Below are 17234 nucleotides of genomic sequence, written 5' to 3'. Positions count from 1 at the left end.
CTCACGCCGTCGCTCCCGTGGTCTGCTGGGAGGAGACGATCTCCGCGTACGTCGGGCAGGTGTCGAGGAGGTCGGCGTGGCGGCCGATCCCGACCACGGCCCCGTCCTCCAGGACGACGATCTGGTCGGCGTCGACGACCGTGGAGACCCGCTGCGCCACGATCAGCACGGCGGCGTCCCGGGTGGCCGGGCGCAGGGCGGCGCGCAGCCGTGCGTCGGTGCCCAGGTCGAGCGCGGAGAACGAGTCGTCGAAGAGGTAGATCCCCGGGCGGCGGACCAGCGCGCGGGCGATGGCGAGCCGTTGCCGCTGGCCGCCGGAGACGTTCGTGCCGCCCTGCGCGATCTCGGCGGCCAGCCCACCCGGCATCGCCGCGACGAACTCCCGGGCCTGGGCGATCTCCAGTGCCGCCCACAGCTCCTCGTCGCCCGCGTCCGGGTTGCCGTACCGCAGGTTGCTGGCCACCGTGCCGGTGAACAGGTACGGCCGCTGCGGCACCAGCCCGATCCGTCCCCAGAGCGTCTCCGGGTCGAGGTCGCGGACGTCGGTCCCGTCGACCAGCACCGTGCCGGCGGTCACGTCGACCAGCCGGGGGATCAGCGACAGCAGGGTGGTCTTGCCCGCGCCGGTGCTGCCGACGATCGCGGTGGTGGTGCCGGCGGTGACCCGGAAGGAGACCTCCCGCAGCACCGGGGCCGCCGCGCCCGGGTACTGGAACCGCACGGCGCGCAGTTCCACGCCGTTCGGCCCGGTGCGGGGGACCGGTTGCCGGGGCGGGAGCACCGACGGCTCGGTGTCGAGAACCTCGGTGATCCGCTCGGCGCAGGCCGCCGCCCGGGGCACCATCATCAGGGTGAGCGTGGCCATCATGACCGCCATCAGCATCTGGGTGAGGTAGGCGACGAACGCGGTGAGCGCGCCGACCTGGATCTGGCCGGTCTCGACCCGCAGCGCCCCGAACCAGAGCACCGCGACGCTGGAGACGTTGAGCACCAGCAGGACGACCGGATAGATCAACGCGAGCAGCCGGCCGGCGCGGAGCGCGGTGTCGGTCAGGTCGGCGTTCGCGACGGCGAAGCGCTCCGTCTCGTACGGCTCGCGGACGAACGCCCGGACGACCCGGATGCCGCTGATCTGCTCCCGCAGCACCCGGTTGACCGCGTCGATCCGGGTCTGCTGCCGGCGGAACAGCGGGACCAGTCGCCGGGTGATCAGGCTGATCGCCACGGTCACCGCCGGGATGCTGACCACCACCAGCCAGGAGAGGCCGACGTCCTCGCGCAGCGCCATCACCAGCCCGCCGACGCTCATGATCGGCGCGGTGACCAGCATCGAGCCGGCCACCAGCACGAGCATCTGCACCTGCTGCACGTCGTTGGTGTTCCGGGTGATCAGGGACGGCGCGCCGAACCGCGCCACCTCGCGGGCGGAGAAGCGGTTGACGTGCCGGAAGACGGCGGCCCGTACGTCCCGGCCGAGCCCCATCGCGGCGAGCGCGCTGTACCGGACCGCCACGATCGCGCAGCCGACCTGGACCGCGCTCACCAGCAGCATCCACCCGCCGAGCCGGACGATCAGGTCGGTGTCGCCCCGTGCGATGCCCCGGTCGATGAGGTCGGCGTTGAGGCGCGGCAGGTAGAGCGAGGCCATCGTGCCGACGAACTGGAGCACGACCACCGCCAACAGCGGTCGGGCGTACGGGCGCAGGTGCCGCCGCAGGAGTCGGATCAGCACGGCGCGCCCCCCGGCCGCCGGTCGGCCAACGGCTCGCCGCCGCAGGACTGCGGCTCGCCGCTACCGATCACCTCGAGCAGGAACTCCCGGATCACGGCGGCCCGGCCCGGATCGGCGTCGACCGAGGTCAGCGGCGGATTGGTGGCGACCAGCCCGGCGGGCCCGGCGAGCTTCTCCCGACCGGCCGGGGTGATGGCGAGGCGCACCGCCCGACGGTCGGTCTCGTCCCGCTGCCGGCTGACGAGCCCGTCCCGTTCCAGGGTGTCGACGATGCCGGTCAGGGTGGCGGGGCGGACGAAGCACCGGTCGGCGACGGCGCGGTGGGTCAGCTCGCCGTGCTGGTCGAGGGTCATCAGGGTGGCCAGGCCGGCCTGGGTCAGGCCGTAGTCCTCGGTGAGCCTGCGGTTCCACCGCTGGGCCACCAGGTGCCCGGCCACCACGAGCAGCCGGCCGAGCGGCGCGTCCCGTAGGTCGTCAGGGTCCATGCGGGACAGGTTAGCCCCCTGACAGTCAGGGCCCGAACAGAAAGGTCGTCGCCGCGCCGGTCACCAGCTCGTCGGCAGCGGCATCCCCTCGGTGTAACCGGCCGCGCTCTGCACCCCGACCACCGCCCGTTCGTGGAACTCCGCCAGGTTCCGCGCGCCCGCGTACGTGAACGCGCTGCGCACCCCGGCGATGATCTCGTCGATCAGATCCTCCACGCCGGGGCGGGTCGGGTCCAGGTACATCCGGGCCGAGGAGATGCCCTCCTCGAAGACCGCCTTGCGGGCCCGGTCGAAGGGGCTGTCGTCGGCCGTCCGCGCGCTGACCGCGCGCGCCGAGGCCATCCCGAAGCTCTCCTTGTACCGCCGGCCGTCGGCGTCGGTGTAGAGGTCACCGGGGGACTCGTAGGTGCCGGCGAACCAGGAGCCGACCATGACGTTCGACGCCCCGGCCGCCAGCGCCAGCGCCACGTCCCGGGGGTGCCGCACCCCGCCGTCCGCCCAGACGTGCCGCCCCAGCTCCCGCGCCGCCGCCGCGCAGTCCAGCACGGCGGAGAACTGCGGACGCCCGACCCCGGTCATCATCCGGGTGGTGCACATCGCCCCCGGGCCGACCCCGACCTTGACGATGTCCGCGCCGGCCTCGACCAGGTCGCGTACCCCCGCCGCGGTGACCACGTTGCCGGCCGCCACCGGCACCGCCGGGTCCACCGCGCGGACCGCCCGCAGCGCGGTGATCATCCGCTCCTGGTGCCCGTGCGCGGTGTCCACCACCAGCGTGTCCACCCCCGCCTCCAGCAGCGCGGCGGCCTTGCCCCGGACGTCACCGTTGATGCCGACGGCGGCGGCGATCCGCAGCCGCCCCCGGTCGTCCACCGCCGGACGGTAGAGGGTGGCGCGCAGCGCGCCCTGCCGGGTCAGCACCCCGACCAGGCGGCCCCCGTCGTCCACCACCGGAGCGAGCCGGCGGCGGCCCGCCGAGAGCCGGTCGAAGCCGGTACGCGGGTCGGCGTCCGCCGGCACGGTGTGCAACTCGGTCGACATGACGTGCCGGAGCTGGGCGAACCGGTCCACGCCGACGGTGTCCGCCTCGGTCACCACGCCGACCGGCCGGCCGTCGGCGTCGACCACGACCACCGCTCCGTGCGCCCGCTTCGGCAGCAGGTGGATGGCGTCGCCGACGGTGTCGGTGGGGCCGAGCGTGATCGCCGTGTCGTGCACCAGGTGCCGTTGTTTCACCCAGGCGACGACGTTCGCCACCACCTCGATCGGGATGTCCTGCGGGATCACCGCGATGGCGCCCCGCCGGGCCACCGTCTCGGCCATCCGCCGTCCCGCCACCGCCGTCATGTTCGACACCACCAGCGGGATGGTGGTGCCGGTGCCGTCGGCGGTGGCCAGGTCGACGTCGAGCCGGGAGGCGAGGTCGGAACGGACCGGCGCCATGAAGACGTCGTTGTAGGTCAGGTCGTGCGCGGGAGCCGCGCCATGAAGGAACCGCACCCGGCCATCATTCCTGCTCGCCGCCGGTCCCGCCCGGGTAGCGGCACCCCGGCGACGGTCATCCGGTGGAGGCACGGGCGGCGCGTGCCCCGTACGGGGGGACGCCTCACCCCAGCAGCAGCGCCACCGCCACCGCCACCATCACCACCGCGATCACGCCGTCCAGCACCCGCCAGGCGGCGGGCCGGGCGAGCAGCGGCGCGAGCCGGTGCGCTCCGACGCCGAGCGTGGTGAACCAGACGACGCTGGCCGACGTCGCCCCGATCCCGAACAGCCACCGGTGCTCGTGCTGCTGGGCGATCCCGCCGAGCAGCAGCACGGTGTCCAGGTAGACGTGCGGGTTCAGGTAGGTGAAGGCCAGGCAGGCCAGCACGGTAGCCCGGAGGGTGGCCGGCGGCCGCGCGGTGGGGACGAGCCGGCCCGGACGCACCGCCCGGCGGGCGGCCAGGGCGGCGTAGCAGAGCAGGAACGCCGCTCCGCCCCAGCGGATCACGCCGAGCAGCACCGGTCGACCGGCCACCGCCGTACCCAGGCCGGCGATGCCGGCGACGATCAGCAGGGCGTCGGACACGGCGCAGGTCACCACCACCGGTACGACGTGCTCCCGCCGCAGCCCCTGGCGGAGGACGAACGCGTTCTGCGCGCCGATCGCGACGATCAGCGCGATGGAGATGGAGAATCCGGCGATGGTCGAGCTGAGCACGGTGGACACGTCAGCGAGGCTAGAATCTGGCCCCCGCTTAAGTCCAGTTAACCTTTCTGCGCGCCGTTAAGATTCTCTCATGACCGGTCTCGACTCGACCCAGCTCCGCACCTTCGCCGCCGTGGTCGGCGAGGGCAGTTTCGAGGCCGCCGCCGCACTCCTGCACGTCACCCCGTCGGCGGTGAGCCAACGGATCAAGGCGTTGGAGGAGGCGGTCGGGCAGGTCCTGGTCCGGCGGGCCAAGCCGTGCCGGGCCACCTCGGCCGGGCAGCCGCTGCTGCGCCTCGCCGGGCAGGTCGCCCTCCTCGAACAGGAGGCGCTGGCCGAGGCGCGCGCACCGCTGGCCGGTGGGCGCAACCGGGTCCGGGTCGCCGTGGTGGTCAACGCCGACTCGCTCGCCACCTGGTTCCCCGCCGCCCTGGCCCGACTCCCCCCGGACCTGGCCTGCTCGTTCGACCTGCGCCAGGACGACCAGGAACACACCGCGCGGCTGCTCCGCGACGGGACGGTGACGGCGGCGGTGACCGCCGAGCGCGAACCGGTGCAGGGCTGCCGGTCCCAACCGCTCGGCGCGATGCGCTACCTCGCCCTGGCCGCCCCCGCGCTCGCCGCCCGGTACCTCGCCGACGGACCCACCCCGGCGGCCCTGGCGGAGGCGCCGGTGGTCGTCTTCGACCGCAAGGACCGGATCCAGCACCGCTTCGTCGAGACGCTCACCGGGCAGCGGCTCGACCCACCGGTGCACTACGTCCCGTCGGTGCCGGCCTTCGGGGCGGCGATCCGGCTCGGGCTCGGCTGGGGCCTGGTGCCCGAACAACTCGCCCGGGACGACCTGGCGGCCGGCCGCTGTGTCGACCTCGCCCCCGGCCGGCACCTGGACGTGCCGCTCTACTGGCAGCACTGGCGGCTGGAGGCGACCGTGCTGGGCGCGCTCACCACCGCCGTGCACGCCGTGGCCGCCGAGTCCCTCCGCTGACGCCGCCCGCCGTGGCGGGGGTGGTGCCGGCAGGAGGCGTACCGCCCGGGTCTGGCGGGAGCAGAGGCTCCTGCTCCCGCGCGACGGGGTTGGCGCGCCGGTCAGGCGATCGTGCAGATGGCGGCACCGGCCGTGAGCACCGCGCCGACGTCGGCGGAGAGCCCGCTGACCGTACCGGCCCGGTGCGCGTGGATCGGCTGCTCCATCTTCATCGCCTCGAGGACGACCACCAGGTCACCCTCGGCGACCGTGTCTCCGTCGGCGACGGCGATCTTGACGATGGTGCCCTGCATGGGGGAGGCGAGCGTGTCGCCGCTGACCGCCGCGCCGGGCTTCGCCCCACCGCCCCGGCGGGTCGACCTGCGCGCGGCCGGTGACGCGGTGGTCGTACCCGCGCCGAGGCCGGCGGGGAGGGTGACCTCGAACCGCTTGCCGCCCACCTCGACCACGACGGTCTCGCGCTCGGCCGGGCCCTCGGCGGGGCCGGCGGTGGCGGTGAACGGCGGCACGGTGTTGTCGAACTCGGTTTCGATCCACCGGGTGTGCACGGTGAACGGCTCGGCGGTGAACGCCGGGTCCCGGACGACGAGGCGGTGGAACGGCAGCGCGGTGGCCATCCCCTCGACGACCATCTCGTCCAGCGCCCGCCGGGCCCGCTCCAGCGCCTCGGTCCGCGTCTCGCCCGTGATGATCACCTTGGCCAGCAGCGAGTCGAAGTTGCCGCCGATCACGTCACCGGCCGAGATGCCGGTGTCCACCCGCACACCGGGGCCACTCGGCAGCCGCAGCGCGGTCACCGTGCCCGGAGCGGGCAGGAAGGAGCGTCCCGGATCCTCGCCGTTGATCCGGAACTCGATCGAGTGGCCGCGCGGCGTCGGGTCCCCGGTGAACCGCAACGGCTCGCCGTCGGCGATCCGGAACTGCTCGCGGACCAGGTCGATGCCGGCGGTCTCCTCGGTCACCGGGTGCTCCACCTGGAGCCGGGTGTTGACCTCCAGGAAGGAGATGGTGCCGTCCGCGCCGACCAGGTACTCCACCGTGCCCGCGCCGTGGTAGCCGGCCTCCCGGCAGATCGCCTTGGCCGAGTCGTGGATCTGGGCGCGCTGCGCGTCGGTGAGGAACGGCGCGGGCGCCTCCTCGACCAGCTTCTGGTGCCGGCGCTGGAGGGAACAGTCCCGGGTGCCCACCACGACCACGTTGCCGTGCTGGTCGGCGAGGACCTGCGCCTCGACGTGGCGGGGCCGGTCCAGGTACCGCTCGACGAAGCACTCGCCCCGACCGAACGCGGCGACCGCCTCCCGGGTGGCCGACTCGAAGAGCTGCGGGATCTCCTCCATGGTGCGGGCCACCTTCAGGCCGCGCCCGCCGCCGCCGAAGGCGGCCTTGATCGCCACCGGCAGGCCGTGGTCGACCGCGAAGGCGATCACCTCGTCGGGGCCGCCCACCGGGTCCGGGGTGCCCGGCACGAGCGGAGCGCCGGCCCGCTGGGCGATGTGCCGGGCGGTGACCTTGTCGCCGAGGTCGCGGATCGCCTGCGGGGTCGGGCCGATCCAGGTCAGACCCGCGTCGATCACCGCCTGGGCGAAGTCGGCGTTCTCCGAGAGGAAGCCGTACCCGGGGTGGACCGCGTCCGCCCCGGCCCGCGCGGCGACGTCGATCAGTTTCTCCGTGCGCAGGTACGTCTCGGCGGCGGTGTCACCGCCCAGGGCGTACGCCTCGTCCGCGAGCGTGGCGTGCAGGGCGTCCCGGTCGGAGTCGGCGTAGACGGCGACGCTGCCCAGCCCGGCGTCGCGGCAGGCCCGGATGACGCGGACGGCGATCTCGCCTCGGTTGGCGATGAGTACCTTGCGCACCTTCGGTGACTCCTCCCGGGAGGCTACTGCCGGGGAGTGTATCGGTCACTGCGGCGGCCCTAACGATCGCTAAGTGTGGTATGCCGCACTGTTCCGGTACGTCGCCACACCCCGATCCCGGTCACCCCGCCCGAGCCGGTCTGCTGAACTGGACCGAACCGGTTTCCGAACCACGAAACCGACGAACGGGTGGGAGCAGGCATGATCAGGACCAGAGGACTGCGCAAGTCGTACCGGTCCCGGGCGGGCCGCAAGGCCGGGACGGTCGACGCGGTCCGGGGGGTGGACCTCGACGTCGCCGAGGGGGAGATCTTCGGGTTCCTCGGCCCGAACGGAGCCGGCAAGACCACCACACTGCGGATGCTCGCCACCCTCATCGAACCGGACGGCGGCGAGGCCACCATCGCCGGCGTCGACCTGCGTTCCGACCCCGCCGGCGTGCGCCGCCGCATCGGGTACGTCCCCCAGGGCGGCAGCAGTTGGGACGAGTCGACGGCCCGGGAGGAACTCGTCCTCCAGGCCCGGATGTACGGCATCGCCAAGGCCGAGGCGCAGCGTCGTACCGACCGCGCCCTGGCCGCGTTCCAGCTCTCCGAGTACGCCGACCGTAAGTGCAAGACCTACTCCGGCGGCCAGCGGCGGCGCGTCGAGATCGCCCTCGGCATCATCCACGAACCCAGCATCGTCTTCCTCGACGAGCCCACCACCGGCCTCGACCCGCAGAGCCGGGCCCACATGTGGGACGAGATCAGGCGGCTGCGTGGCGACGGGATGACCGTCTTCATCACCACCCACTACCTCGACGAGGCCGACGCCCTCTGCGACCGGATCGCGATCATGGATCACGGCGAGATCGTCGCGGAGGGCACCCCGGCCGAACTCAAACGGGAGATCTCCGGGGACGTGGTGGTCGTCGGTCTCGACGCGACCAGCACGCCGGCCGCGTACCGGCTCTTCGACGACGAGATCTACGTCAACCGGCTGGAGCGCCTCGACGAGGGTGGCCTGCGGCTCTGGGTCGGCGAGGGCGCCACCACCATCCCGCAGATCCTCCGCCGGATCGACGGCGCCGGGCTCGACCTGCGCTCGATCGAGCTGCACCGCCCCAGCCTCGACGACGTCTTCCTCACCAAGACCGGCCGCTCGCTGCGCGAGTCCTGATCAGTACGACCCGAAAGGCTGCTCATGAAACTCGCCCGCGACACCTGGCTGGTCTTCCAGCGCCAGTTCCTGTTGCTGCTCCGCAACCCGGTCTGGGTCCTCGTCGGCATCTTCCAGCCGGTGATGTACCTGCTGCTCTTCGCCCCGCTGCTCAAGCCGGCCCTGAACGCGCCCACCCAGGCCGAGGCGTACAAGATCTTCGTGCCCGGCCTGCTCGTGCTGCTCGCCATCTTCGGCGGACTGTTCCAGGGCTTCGGCCTCCTCGCCGAACTGCGCGCCGGGGTCATCGAACGCTCCCGGGTCACCCCGGTCAGCCGTCTCGCCCTGCTGCTCGGCCGCTCCCTGCGGGACGTCGTCTCGCTGCTCGCGCAGGCCGTCATCATCACCCTGCTGGCGCTGGCCTTCGGACTCCGAGTGATCATCGGCGACCTGCTCCTGGCGTACCTGCTGCTCGCCCTGATCGCGCTGATGACCTCGGCCGTCTCCTACGGCGTGGCGCTGCTGGTGCGCAGCGAGGAGGCCCTCGCCCCGCTGATGAACACGGTCGCCCAGCCGGTGCTGCTGCTCTCCGGGATCCTGCTGCCGCTCACCTTCGCCCCCGGCTGGTTGCAGGGCATCGCCAAGTGGAACCCGTTCTCCTGGGCGGTCGAGGGCACCCGGGCGCTCTTCGCCGGTGACCTCGGCAACGACCGGGTCTGGCAGGGCCTCGGCATCATCACCGTGCTGACCCTGCTCGCCGTCACCTGGGCGGCCCGCGCCTTCGCCCGCAGCGTCCGCTGACCGTCGCCGTGGGGTGGCAGGGGACCCCGGTCTCTGCACAGCAGGGGTTCCCTGCCGACACCCGACGGAAGCCGGTGACCCGGCCGAAGCTCAGCGCACCCGGGCGAGGGTGAGGCCGTCGGCGACCGGCAGCATCACCAGGTCCACCCGCACGTCCGCCAGCACCTCGTCGTTGAACGCGGCGATCGCCCGGTCCGCCTCGTCCTGCGGGGCGAGCACCCGGCCGCCGCGCAGCACGTTGTCCACCGCGATCAACCCGCCCGGACGCATCCGGGGCACCAACTCCGACCAGTACACCGGGTACCCGACCTTGTCCGCGTCGATGAACGCGAAGTCCAGGTAGCGCTCGTGCGGCAGGTCGTGCAGCCCCTCGGCGGCCGGGCCGATACGCAGCTCGATCCGGTCGTCCATCCCGGCCCGCGCCCAGTACCGCCGGGCCACCGAGGTGAACTCGTCCGAGATGTCGAAGCAGGTCAACCGCCCGCCGTCGGCCAGCCCCCGGGCGATGGCCAGCGAGGAGAGGCCGGTGAAGGTACCCACCTCCACCGCCTGCCGCGCGCCCACCAGCCGGGTCAGGAAGGTCAGCAGGGCGGCCTGTTCCGGGGCGACCTGCATCTGCGCCTCGGCCGGCAGCGCGGCCCGGGTCTCCTCGACCAGATCGCGGACGATCTCGTCCGGCGGGGCGCCGTGCGCGACCAGGTACTCGTGCAACTCGTCAGTCAGGGGCAGCGACTTCACACTCATGACCGGACGCTAGCCGACCTGCGCAGGTCAACCCGCGCCGACCCGCTGCCGGTCAGGACAGCGACTCCACCGCCTGCCCGCCGGGCGCCGGCTGCGTCCACAGATCCGTGACGCTCAGTTCCAGCTCGATCAACAGGTTGCGCAGCAGCGGCATGGAGAGCCCCACCACCGTCCCCGGGTCGCCCTCAATCCGCTCGACGAACGCCCCGCCCAGACCGTCGATGGTGAACGAACCGGCCACCGCCAGCGGCTCTCCCGTCGCCACGTACGCGGCGATCTCCTCGTCGCTGATCTCGGCGAAGTGCACGGTCGTCGCACCGACCGCCTCCACCCGGCTCTCCATCGTCAGGTCCACCAGGCAGTGACCGGTGTACAGCACACCGCTGTTGCCCCGCATCCGCTCCAGCCGGCGGGTGGCGTCGGCCGCGTCGTCCGGCTTGCCGAGGATCTCGCCGTCGAAGGCGAGCACCGAGTCGCAGCCCAGCACCAACGGCCGGTCGCCGACACCGGGACGTAGCCGCTCGGCCACCGCCACGGCCTTGAGCCGGGCCAGCGTCAGGCACAGCTCCTCCGGCTGGTCGGTCTTGACCTGGGACTCGTCGACCCCACTGACCAGGACTTCCGGCTCGATACCGGCGGCCTGGAGGAGCTTGCGACGAGCAGGGCTCGCCGAGGCGAGCACGAGGCGGATTGTCTGGTTCGGCACGCCGGGGAGGGTACCGACCGACACGGGCCCCCCGATCACCGGCACGCCGAAAGCCACGCCGGTCAGACTGCCGTCGGTGGGGACGCTGCGTCGCCCCGCCGACGTCGCCGGACGGCCAACGCCCATGCCACACCACCGCCGAGCGCCGCCAGGCCGCCCGTCGCGAGCAGCCACCCGACCGCGCCGCCACCGTCCTGCGCCGGCCCGGCCGCCGTCGTGGTCGACGCGGCGTCGGCCGAGGCGCTCGCCGTCGACGGTTGCGCAGCCAACGGTGGTACGTCTGCCGTGAGCGCCGCGACCAGGTCGATCACGCCGTACCCGTACTGGTCGTCCCGGCCCGGCGCGCCCTTGTCGACGGCGGTGGCGGTGAGTCGGTGCACCACTTCCGTCGCCGGCAGTTCCGGGTACCGAGCCCGGATCAGCGCCACCGCTCCAGCCACGATCGCCGTGGCGCTCGAAGTGCCGTTTCCTCTGGTGTACTTGTTGTCATAACTCGTGCTGTAGATGTCGGTGGCTGGTGCGACCACATCGATCTCTCGATCGGTTAACGACAAGGCAGCATGGTGCCCGTCTCGGTCGACCCCGCCAACCGCAATTACGTCGGGATGGCGTGCCGGGTAACCGACGGTGAAGTCGTCGGGTTGGTTGCCAGCAGCGGCAACAATGATCACGTTCGCCCGCAGAGCTGCGCTGACTGCATCTTGGAGGCGAGTGCTCGATCCACCAACGGACGAGATGCTGATTACATCGGCACCTTGTTGCAAGGCGTACTCTACGCCTGCAGCGAGATCATCTGCCGTGCCCTGCTTGTCAGGAGAGGAGATGATCGGCAAGATTTTTGCTGCAGGAGCAATCCCGAGAGCACCTGACGAGCCTCTACCGTGTGCGGCGATTAAGCCGGCCATTGCAGTGCCATGGCTGTTGCGGTCTTGACGGCCGTCGCTTGAGCCGCCGGCGACAATGTTCGTCCCGGCTAGCAAGTTGTTGCGAAGGTCAGGGTGTGGGTCTACCCCCGTGTCTGGGACGGCGACAACTACGCCCTCGCCCTGGGTGATCTGGTGCGCTTCAGCCACCTTGAGAAACCGCAGGTGCCACTGGTCTTCGCGGATGCGATCTGGCTGAGCAGGGGTGGCTGGCAGGGCGACGGTGGTAGTCACAATCAGCGCAGCCAGGGTGGCATTTAACCTCACCGATCGAACCCGATTGCCGGACCTGGATCGATCGGGCCGTCCTCGTCTGGCGGTCGGACCACCGGATCCACCCCTTGAGCGGTCTCCCACGGATTGTTGGGATCCCAACGTAGCGGGTCCGCATCGTCCCGCTCCACTTGACCAGGTCGGACGGCTGGCGCGGCAAAGCCAGGCGGTGCGCCAAAAGGGCTCATCCCGTGTAGTCCACCTGACGATGGGCCGCGACCGGAACCAGGCCGGGATCCTGCACCACCACTCGGAGCAGTGCCCGCACCGCCTCCGCCGATTACGCCACCGATCGGGTTTACCCGACGTGGGGCGGGCGTGCCGGGAGCAGGCTGACCGAGCCCCAAGCCCGGAGAGCCACCGATTAATCCACCTGGCGGCATCGGCCGAGGCCCGGCTGGAACGCCCTGAGGCTTGCCGACGGGGGTGGCTGCACCGCCCCTAACCGGCCCGTCCTGCGGGCCTCTCAGCGGAGGACCGGACAACGGGGGAAGTGGCGGCACACCCGGATTAAGACTCGGATGGGCCGGTGGAACCGGAGGCATCGTCGGGTTCACCTGAGGTGGTGAAACCCTAGGGGCGGCGGCCCCACCAAGAATCGGGCCCAAACCGGGAGTGGCCGGCGTGGGCACAGGCCGTTTCACCGCCGTAGGCGTGTTGACCGAGCGGGTCGAATTGGAGCCAGATAGCGGCATCGGCACAATGGGTGGGATCGCTGGCGCTGAACCAGCCCCATACACGTCTGGATTGCCGTCCTGGCGGATGGGCCGTGCTGGTGCTGGAGGGGGTGGTTTTAGCATGGTTTGGGCTTGCTGGAGTTCACCGCTGAGGCCGTACATCAGGGAGCGGGCCTGACCGTTCAACTGCTCCAGCTCGGTATCGGTGACCGGTGGCCGGGCGGGAGTGGAGCGTCCAGCCCGGTGCAGTGGACGCTGGTCGAGGGTCGCCTCGTACGCCTGCTTGATCCGCACCTTCTCGGCGTACCGGTCGTGGAGCTTTTTCAACTCGGCGCGCGTGCTGCCGATCGCGGTGGTGGCGGCGGAGAGAGCGGTGTAGTTGGCCACCGCGGCGTCGTACGTCTGCTGGACGGTGTCGATGAGCTGGTCCAGTTCGGCGAGGTAGGCCCGTGCGGCGGCGCTCTTCTCCGGCGGCCATGCCTGGGCGAGCCCTCGCCGGTACTCCCGGAGGCGGCTCAGGTGGGTCAGCGCCAGCTCACTGGTCTTACGCCAGCCGGCGACCTGCCGCCAGTGGTTGTCCGTCTGATGGTCCTGAAGGGTGGCCCACATGGTTGCCACGTCCATGTTGTGCCAGTTGGTCAGGCCGGCCGTCGGGCCGCCGCCAGCGTCGATCACGGCAGCACCTCCGGCGTGGTGGGTGCACCGGCCGGATCAGGCTCGGGGCGTGGGGGCGAGGGCTGGTCACCCGGTACCGGTGTCTGCACCCCGCGCAGGGCCCGCTCGACGTCCTGGACCCGTGCCCTGGCGAACGCGTCGCTGCCCTCGTACCGCTGGCTGATCGTGCCGGCCGCGTTGGCGAGGCCGCCGGTGTAGCTGGCGACGTCGTAGACCCGGTTCGTGGAGTCCTGTTGGACCTGCTGGTGTGCGGTGAGGAAGTGGACCAGCTCGATGAAGGCGTCGCACGGGTCGGGCAGCTTCACTGTCATGTCGTCCGCGATGTACGCCAGGTGGGGTGCGTAGTTGCGGCGCACCTCGGCTTCCAGCCGGGTGGCGAACTCCCGCAGCTGGCGGATGTCGGCCTCGATGTCGCCGTAGTCGCGCAGCCATCTCGGCCCGAGGTCTTCCTCAGGGATCATCGGCCCTCCTGCCCGTCACAGCCCGGTGCCCCTGAGTGAGGTTAATCGGTCGGTGTGACGGCGGGCAGCCCCGCGCCCGGGTGGCTCACGTCACTGTATGTGAGTGTGTCGATACGTATGGTCAGCGGGGTAGGCCGGAGGTGCGCCAGGCGCCAGGGCCGGCGGCGAGGGGAGTGGTGCCGGGCCGACCACTGCGTGCCCAGGTGGACGGAGCGACGGGGGTGGGTGCGGAGGCCGGGCGCGACCGGACGAGGACGGCACCCACCAGGGCGGCCAACTCCTCGGCGGTGGGAACTCCCCGGACCACCCGGAACAGCGGCTCGTCGGCAGACATGCTGTCAAGGGTACGCGGCGTCGAGTTGACCCATCCCGCATAGTGGCGTGCCGGCGGTGTAACGGTCCGCCGCTCCGGGTACCGTCTCGGCAATGTCGAATGCGCTTCCCCAACTCGTCGCCAACCGATACCGGCTCCTCTCGCCGCTCGGTCAGGGCGGTATGGGTCGGGTCTGGAAGGCGCGCGACGAGGTGCTGCACCGTGATGTGGCGATCAAGGAACTGGTCCCGCCGCCCAGTCTCACCGACGAGGAACGTCGGGAGATGCGCGAACGTTCGCTGCGGGAGGCGCGGGCCATCGCCCGACTGAACCACATCAACGTCGTGCGCATCTTCGACGTGCTGCGTACCGACGGCGACCCGTGGATCGTCATGGAGTACGTCGCCTCCAAGTCGCTTCAGGACACCCTCGCCGAGGACGGTCCGGTGTCGCCGGCCCGCGCCGTCGAGATCGGTCTCGGGGTGCTCGGTGCGCTCAACGCGGCGCACAAGGCCGGCGTGATGCACCGGGACGTGAAGCCCGGCAACGTGCTGCTCGGCGACGACGGCCGGGTGGTCCTGACGGACTTCGGGTTGGCCACCATCCCCGGGGACCCGAACGTGACCCGGACGGGCATGGTCCTCGGCTCGCCCGCGTACATCGCGCCGGAGCGTGCCCGGGACGGCACCGCCGGCCCGGAGGCCGACCTGTGGTCGTTGGGCGCGACGCTGTACGCCGCCGTGGAGGGCAAGTCCCCGTACGCCCGGCCGTCGGCGATCGCCACCCTGGCGGCGCTGGCCACCGAGCCGATGCCGCCGCCGAAGAACGCCGGTCCGCTGAAGCCGGTCCTGAACGGACTGCTCCGGAAGGACCCGGCCGAACGGATCGACGCCGAGGTGGCCGAGCGCCTGCTGCGCCGTGCCGGCGGCAAGCGTGCTCGGGGCATCTCACTGCTCGACGGGGTACGCCGGCCCGGCCCGAACGGCCCCCGGGAGCCGCGACCCCCGGTGGTGCCCGGCCCGCGAACCGGGGAGCAGAACAGCGACCGTTCCGTGTCCCCGACCGCAGTGGCCGCCACCGGTGTCGCCGCCGTGGGAGCCACCGACAGCGATGCCACGGTCAAGGCCGCCAACTCGTCCGACGGGACCGGCTCCGGGGGCGACGCGACGGCGCGGGTCGCCGCGGAGGAGGGCACCGCGTCCACCTCGGACGCCGCACCCACCGCCGTGGTGCCGGCCGACCGGGGCGCGGACGAGAAGCCGCTGACCCAGGCGGCCCCGACCGCGCAGAACCCCACCGCGGTGATGTCGGCCCCGGTGAGTCCGCCGCCGATGTCCGGACGGGCCGCCGTGCCGCCGTCCACCGCCCCGAAGCCGGACAACCGCCGCCGCAACCTGCTGATCGGCGTGCTGGTGGCGGTGCTGCTGCTCGCGGTGGTGCTCGTCGTGCCACTGCTCACCGACGATTCCGACGACCCCGGGCCGGGTCCGCAGACCGGGGGCACGACGGGCGCCACCGGTCAGCCCTCCGCCGCGCCGAGCAGCGCATCGGCCCCGGCGTCGCCGACCACGCCCCCGGCCAGTCCCACGCCCAGCCCGAGCGCCTCGGCGGCGACGCTGCCGGCCGGCTGGAAGATGCGCAAGGACCCGGCCGGCTTCGAGCTGCCGTTGCCGCAGAACTGGGTACGCCGCAACGTCGACAGCAGCACAGTCGTCTTCGACGAACCGAACGGCGTAGGTGAGCTGCTCGTCCAGTGGACGTCCAGCCCGAAGGCCGACGCGTACGCGGACTGGAAGAGCATCGAGCCGGACCGGAAGAACAAAGTCCGGGACTACCAGTACCTCAGCATCGAGCGGTGCGACTTCTGGAAGACCTGCGCGGACTGGGAGTGGCTGGAGACGCGGGACGGCACCCGGATCCACGTCCGCAACCGGGGCTTCGTGACGGCCAGCAACCGGGGGTACGCCATCCGCTGGGAGGTCGCCGCCAGCGAGTGGGAGCAGAACCTCGACGAGTTCGACCTGATCGCGAAGGGTTTCAAGCCCGACCGGGCTGACTGATCAGGCCACCCAGCCCTGGGAATCGTGCCGGCGCGACATTCGTTCGCATGACTTTCCGTCGATCGGGGTACCTCATCCGTGACGACGGAAGGGAGGTACGACCGATGGGTTACCGACAGAAGACCACGAAGTCCTCGGTGGCGCTGTGGATGCTCGTCGCCCTCGGCGACGCCGTCCTGCTCCTCGCGAGTGTCGGCGTCTCGGCGCTGGTCGCCCTGATCAGCGTCGCGGCCATCGCCGCCGCCGTGGTGGGCGGCCGGATGCTACTGCGGCGTGGCGCGTCCGTGCCGGACAGCGTGTCCGCCGCCGACGGTGTCACCGTGCCGGTCACCCGGCGTCGGCAGGCCTGACGCGGTACGGGCAGCCGGTCCTGGCGATCTCGCACCCACGTCGACCGGGTGCGCCGGGACGGTAGGCTGCCGGCCCATGACGCCGATCGACGGACTGGGCAGCCTCTGGGACCGGCTCCTCGGCGCGCAACCCGACCCACCACCGTGGCTCGTCCTCGCCACCGCCGCCGTCGCGCTGGTCGTGGTGTCGACCCGGCTGCCCTGGCGGATCGCCCGTAACGCGATCACCATCGCCCACGAGGGCGGTCACGCGCTGGCCGCGCTGCTGACCGGCCGCCGGCTGCACGGTATCCGCCTGCACTCGGACACCTCCGGGCTCACCCTCTCGGCCGGGCGGCCCACCGGCCCCGGGATGATCCTCACCCTGCTCGCCGGGTACGTCGCCCCGCCCCTGATCGGGCTCGCCGGGGCGTGGCTGCTCGGCGGCAACCGGATCACCCTGCTGCTCTGGGTGGCGGTGGCGCTGCTGCTGGCCATGCTGGTGATGGTGCGCAACGCCTTCGGCGTGGTGTCGCTGGTGGTCACCGGCGGCCTGGTGCTCGGCGTCTCCTGGTACGCGTCGCCGCAGGTACAGGCGGCGTTCGCGTACACCGGGGTCTGGTTCCTGCTGCTCGGCGGGGTACGCCCGGTGGTGGAGCTGCAACGGCTGCGCGGCCGGGGCCGGATGCCCGCGTCCGACGCCGACCAGCTCGCCGGCCTGACCCCGTTCCCGGCGTTCCTCTGGGTGACGTTCTTCGCCCTGGCCAACCTGGCCACCCTCCTGGTCGGGGCGGTGCTGCTCGGCGGCCCGTTGCTCGCCGGAGCCAACCTGATCCCCTGAGCGGTGGGCCGGTGCGGGCCCGGCCGGGTCGCGTCCGGCTGG

Annotated in this window: 16 protein-coding genes; 6 read left to right on the top strand and 10 right to left on the bottom strand. The window is 72.1% G+C overall.

What is annotated here, in order from left to right:
* Nucleotide 1 precedes the first annotated feature (1 nt).
* The 4 genes from AB0F58_RS24085 to AB0F58_RS24070 all read right to left on the bottom strand — a co-directional run bounded on the left by AB0F58_RS24085 (nt 2) and on the right by AB0F58_RS24070 (nt 4420).
* The gene (locus AB0F58_RS24085) at nt 2–1732 is read right to left on the bottom strand and encodes an ABC transporter ATP-binding protein (RefSeq protein ID WP_357146997.1); all 1731 of its coding nucleotides are present in this window, start codon (nt 1730–1732) and stop codon (nt 2–4) included.
* On the bottom strand, nt 1726–2217 hold the full coding sequence (locus tag AB0F58_RS24080) for a MarR family transcriptional regulator (RefSeq protein WP_357146995.1): 492 nt from the start codon (nt 2215–2217) through the stop codon (nt 1726–1728). Before AB0F58_RS24080 ends, AB0F58_RS24085 begins: the two co-directional genes overlap by 7 nt.
* A gap of 60 nt (nt 2218–2277) precedes the next feature.
* On the bottom strand, nt 2278–3717 hold the full coding sequence (locus tag AB0F58_RS24075; protein WP_357146992.1) for a GuaB1 family IMP dehydrogenase-related protein: 1440 nt from the start codon (nt 3715–3717) through the stop codon (nt 2278–2280).
* A 106-nt stretch (nt 3718–3823) separates the two neighbouring features.
* Nucleotides 3824–4420, bottom strand: a complete 597-nt coding sequence (locus AB0F58_RS24070; RefSeq protein WP_357147113.1) for a LysE/ArgO family amino acid transporter — start codon at nt 4418–4420, stop codon at nt 3824–3826.
* Nucleotides 4421–4499: 79 nt separating this feature from the next.
* On the opposite strand from AB0F58_RS24070, the gene AB0F58_RS24065 reads away from it, so the two are divergent.
* Nucleotides 4500–5396: a LysR family transcriptional regulator ArgP gene (locus AB0F58_RS24065; RefSeq protein WP_357146989.1), complete on the top strand. Its 897-nt coding sequence runs from the start codon at nt 4500–4502 to the stop codon at nt 5394–5396.
* Between the two features lie 101 nt (nt 5397–5497).
* Here AB0F58_RS24065 and AB0F58_RS24060 read toward each other — a convergent pair whose 3' ends face one another.
* On the bottom strand, nt 5498–7249 hold the full coding sequence (locus AB0F58_RS24060) for a biotin carboxylase N-terminal domain-containing protein (RefSeq protein WP_357146986.1): 1752 nt from the start codon (nt 7247–7249) through the stop codon (nt 5498–5500).
* 201 nt (nt 7250–7450) lie between these two features.
* Here AB0F58_RS24060 and AB0F58_RS24055 point away from each other — a divergent pair, with 201 nt between their 5' ends.
* Nucleotides 7451–8410, top strand: coding sequence for an ATP-binding cassette domain-containing protein (locus AB0F58_RS24055; RefSeq protein WP_357146984.1), 960 nt, complete (start codon nt 7451–7453; stop codon nt 8408–8410).
* Nucleotides 8411–8434: 24 nt separating this feature from the next.
* Nucleotides 8435–9190, top strand: coding sequence for an ABC transporter permease (locus tag AB0F58_RS24050; protein ID WP_357146981.1), 756 nt, complete (start codon nt 8435–8437; stop codon nt 9188–9190).
* Between the two features lie 90 nt (nt 9191–9280).
* On the opposite strand, the gene AB0F58_RS24045 is transcribed toward AB0F58_RS24050, so the two are convergent.
* The 5 genes from AB0F58_RS24045 to AB0F58_RS24025 all read right to left on the bottom strand — a co-directional run bounded on the left by AB0F58_RS24045 (nt 9281) and on the right by AB0F58_RS24025 (nt 13983).
* Entirely contained in the window at nt 9281–9934 is a 654-nt protein-coding gene (locus tag AB0F58_RS24045) for an O-methyltransferase (RefSeq protein WP_357146979.1), read from the bottom strand.
* A gap of 52 nt (nt 9935–9986) precedes the next feature.
* Nucleotides 9987–10640 (bottom strand): Maf family protein, encoded by a 654-nt coding sequence (locus AB0F58_RS24040; RefSeq protein WP_357146976.1) that lies wholly within the window; start codon nt 10638–10640, stop codon nt 9987–9989.
* A gap of 62 nt (nt 10641–10702) precedes the next feature.
* Complete coding sequence (locus tag AB0F58_RS24035; protein ID WP_357147110.1) at nt 10703–11713, bottom strand: S8 family serine peptidase; 1011 nt, start codon at nt 11711–11713, stop codon at nt 10703–10705.
* 1471 nt (nt 11714–13184) lie between these two features.
* Entirely contained in the window at nt 13185–13649 is a 465-nt protein-coding gene (locus tag AB0F58_RS24030; protein ID WP_357146973.1) for a hypothetical protein, read from the bottom strand.
* Between the two features lie 121 nt (nt 13650–13770).
* Nucleotides 13771–13983: an acyl-CoA carboxylase subunit epsilon gene (locus tag AB0F58_RS24025; RefSeq protein ID WP_357146970.1), complete on the bottom strand. Its 213-nt coding sequence runs from the start codon at nt 13981–13983 to the stop codon at nt 13771–13773.
* 92 nt (nt 13984–14075) lie between these two features.
* On the opposite strand from AB0F58_RS24025, the gene AB0F58_RS24020 reads away from it, so the two are divergent.
* The 3 genes from AB0F58_RS24020 (at nt 14076) to AB0F58_RS24010 (ending at nt 17192) form a co-directional block, all read left to right on the top strand.
* On the top strand, nt 14076–16022 hold the full coding sequence (locus AB0F58_RS24020; RefSeq protein WP_357146967.1) for a protein kinase: 1947 nt from the start codon (nt 14076–14078) through the stop codon (nt 16020–16022).
* Nucleotides 16023–16126: 104 nt separating this feature from the next.
* Nucleotides 16127–16372: a hypothetical protein gene (locus AB0F58_RS24015; protein ID WP_357146964.1), complete on the top strand. Its 246-nt coding sequence runs from the start codon at nt 16127–16129 to the stop codon at nt 16370–16372.
* Nucleotides 16373–16448: 76 nt separating this feature from the next.
* The gene (locus tag AB0F58_RS24010) at nt 16449–17192 is read left to right on the top strand and encodes a M50 family metallopeptidase (RefSeq protein WP_357146962.1); all 744 of its coding nucleotides are present in this window, start codon (nt 16449–16451) and stop codon (nt 17190–17192) included.
* Nucleotides 17193–17234 lie beyond the last annotated feature (42 nt).

Source organism: Micromonospora sp. NPDC023956 (assembly GCF_040639195.1).
In the GTDB taxonomy this organism is placed as follows: Bacteria; Actinomycetota; Actinomycetes; order Mycobacteriales; family Micromonosporaceae; genus Micromonospora.
This window is presented reverse-complemented; position numbering and strand designations above follow the sequence as displayed.